The following is a 2,752-nucleotide window of genomic DNA, read 5'->3' on the forward strand; positions in this document are numbered from 1 at the left end:
GCGTGCGCCCCAGGCGGACGCGGCCGCCGGAGCGGCGGGGCGGCCCAGGCCGCTCTCGCGCATCAGGTTCAGGATCCGGTCCCCCCAGACCGCCGACCACGGCATGCCGGTGAAGGCCAGGAAGAAGATCACCGCTCCGGCATAGAGGCCCGTGACGGCGTGCAGGTCGCGCCAGAAGGGCCGACCCGTGCTCGCCCGCACCGTCAGCACGCCCGCCTCGCGCTTGCGAGGCCACCACAGGAACAGGCCCGTGGCGACCAGGATCATCGACCAGCCGGCGACGATCTCGACGACGATGTTCGCCCACGAGCCGACCAGCGCCAGGCTGTGCAGCCTCTTAACCGTCTCCATGATACCGCCCGCCGCCGTCACGCCGGTCGCCTGGGCGGTGTAGGGGTTCATGAAGACGTATCGCACGCGGCCGTCGGCCCGGCGCACGGTGAACCGGACCGCGCGGTCGGCCCGGTCGGGAACCAGGACGTTGACCACCTCGTCCTGGCCCGAGGCGCGCGCGGCGTCCCACCACAGGTCGGCCGAGGCGGTCGCCGCCGCCGGGGCGACCCGGACGAGGGGCCGGTAGACGGCGTCCTCGATCTCGACCCTGAACAGGTAGATCGCGCCGGTCAGGGCCATCAACATCAGGACGGGAAGGACCAGCAGGCCGGCGTAGAAATGCCAGCGCCAGACGGCGCGGTAGGCGCCGGACAGGCCGGCGCCCCTGGCGGGCGGAACGGGCGCGCGCTCACGATGCTCATTCGCGCGCGCCTAGTAGGCCAGGCGCAGACCGAGGAAGGCCGAACGGCCCTCGCCGGGATAGAAGACCGCCGTGGAGGCCGTGCGCGCGTCGGTCACCGCCCCGAACTCGCCGACGTAGCGTTGGTCGGTCAGGTTGCGCAGGTCGGCGTAGAGCGTGACGTTGCCCAGGTCGAACGCCGCGTTCAGGCCCGCGAGGGTGTAGCCGGGGGCCTTCAGCGTATTGGCGTAGTCGACCCAGACGTCCTTGGGACGCCATTCGAGGGACGGCGTCAGCGTCACCCCCGAGGGATGCCGCCAGCTCAGTTCGGCCCGGTACTGGTGCTCGGGAACCACCGGCAGGCGGTTGTCGCCCCAGCGCGGATCGCCCTGGAAGCGGAAGTCGCTGTACGCATAGGTCTGGCGCAGCAGCAGCGAGCCGCCGAACGCCTCGACCGGCAATCGCCAGTCCAAACCCGCCTCGATCCCCTGGTGCACGGTCTCGCCGGCGTTGAAGGTCGCCGCCGGGATGTCGGGGCCGACGATGAAGTTCAGGATCTCGCCGTCGATCTCGCTGCGATAGACGGCCACGTCCCAGGCCAGGTCGCCGCGTCGGCCCCGCGTCCCGATCTCGGCGGTCCAGGCGTCCTGGACGTCCACGGGCGTGAACCCGGTCAGCGGCGCCTGCACCAGGGCGCCGTAGGTCGGCGGCTCGACGGAACGGGTGACGTTGGCGAAGGCCTGCGACCCGCTCTCGTCCTCCCACAGAAGGCCCAGGCGGGGCGAGATCCAGTCGTAGACGACGGAGTCGTCGTTGGCCGCGTTCAGCCGGTCCTGGTAGTCGCGCGTGGCCCGGCCCCAGGAGCCGCCGGCCACGACCGCCAGCCGGTCGGTCACGAACAGCCGGCCCTCGGCGAAGACGTCGATCGCGTCCGCCCTCTGACGCCCGTTGGCGGTCAGGGCGCCGCGCAGGCCGCGGACGTTGACGTAGCGCAGGGCGTCCAGGTCCCCGTCGCGATAGCTGAAGCCGTAGAAGGCGTCGGCGCGCCGGCCGGCGACCTCGCCGGTCCAATCGATCCTGGCGAAGGCGCCGCGGGTGTCGCTCTCCTGGTCCACCACTTGGAAGATCGGATGATAGAGGGACTTGGTCCAACCCCAGACCGCACCCTCGAACAGGGTCGCCTCATCGAGGCGCCAGCGGGTCTGGAGCGTGGCGCGCTTCAGGGTCAGGTCGCGGGCGTTGTCGTTCAGAATGGCGCCGGTCGGCGCCATGCGGGGGGTGTCCAGCGCCTGGCTCAGCGTCAACGCGCCCGGGACCGACTGCTGGATGTCCGCCGCTTGGACGATCAGGCGGACTTCACGGTCTTCGCCGAAGCGGCGGCCCAGGCTGGCGGTCAGACGGCCCTGCGACTGGTCGCTCTGCCGGCGATAGCCGTCGCTCTCAAGAGCGGTGGCGGCCATGAAGGCGTCCCAGTCGCCGCGCTGCGTCGCCCATTCGCCATGGAGGCGGCGGAAGCCGAACGACCCGCCCTCGACCTGAAGCAGGGCGTCCCGCGCCGCCGTGCGGCCCGTCGGGGTGACCAGGTTGATCGCCCCGCCCAGCTGGGCCCCGCCGAAGCGCAGGGTGTTGGCCCCCTTGTAGACCTCGACGTAGCGGGCGCTGAGAGCGTCCAGCCCCTGGAAGTCGGAGAAGCCGTCGGCGTCGGCGAAGGGCACGCCGTCCTGGGCGAACAGGACGCCGCGCTGGTGGAAGCCCTGGGCGATCCCCGAGCCGCGGATGGAGAGCCGGCTCTCCTCGCCATAGCGCTTCTGGGCCAGGACGCCGGGGACGTTGCGCAGGGTGTCGGAGAAGCCCTGGGCGAAGCGGGTCCCGTAGCTTTCGGCCGAGATGACGGCGACCGCGCCGGGCGTGCGCGACAGCCGCGCCCGGGCGTCGGCGACCACGGTCGGATCCTCGGGATCGCGGCGCCCGGTGACGATCACGCTGTCCAGGACGGTCGGGTCGTCGGGGCGAGGGAAT

Annotated in this window: 2 protein-coding genes; both read right to left on the bottom strand. The window is 71.9% G+C overall.

The window, feature by feature from the left end; genetic code table 11:
• Positions 1-708: PepSY-associated TM helix domain-containing protein (locus AC2W7C_RS16310; RefSeq protein WP_486002337.1), on the bottom strand; the 708-nt coding region annotated here is incomplete at its 3' end.
• 57 nt (positions 709-765) lie between these two features.
• The coding region (locus AC2W7C_RS16315) for a TonB-dependent receptor family protein (RefSeq protein ID WP_486002336.1) at positions 766-2,752 on the bottom strand (1,987 nt) is incomplete at its 5' end.

Source organism: Brevundimonas sp. CURTG3B2_SDJG (assembly GCF_057364705.1).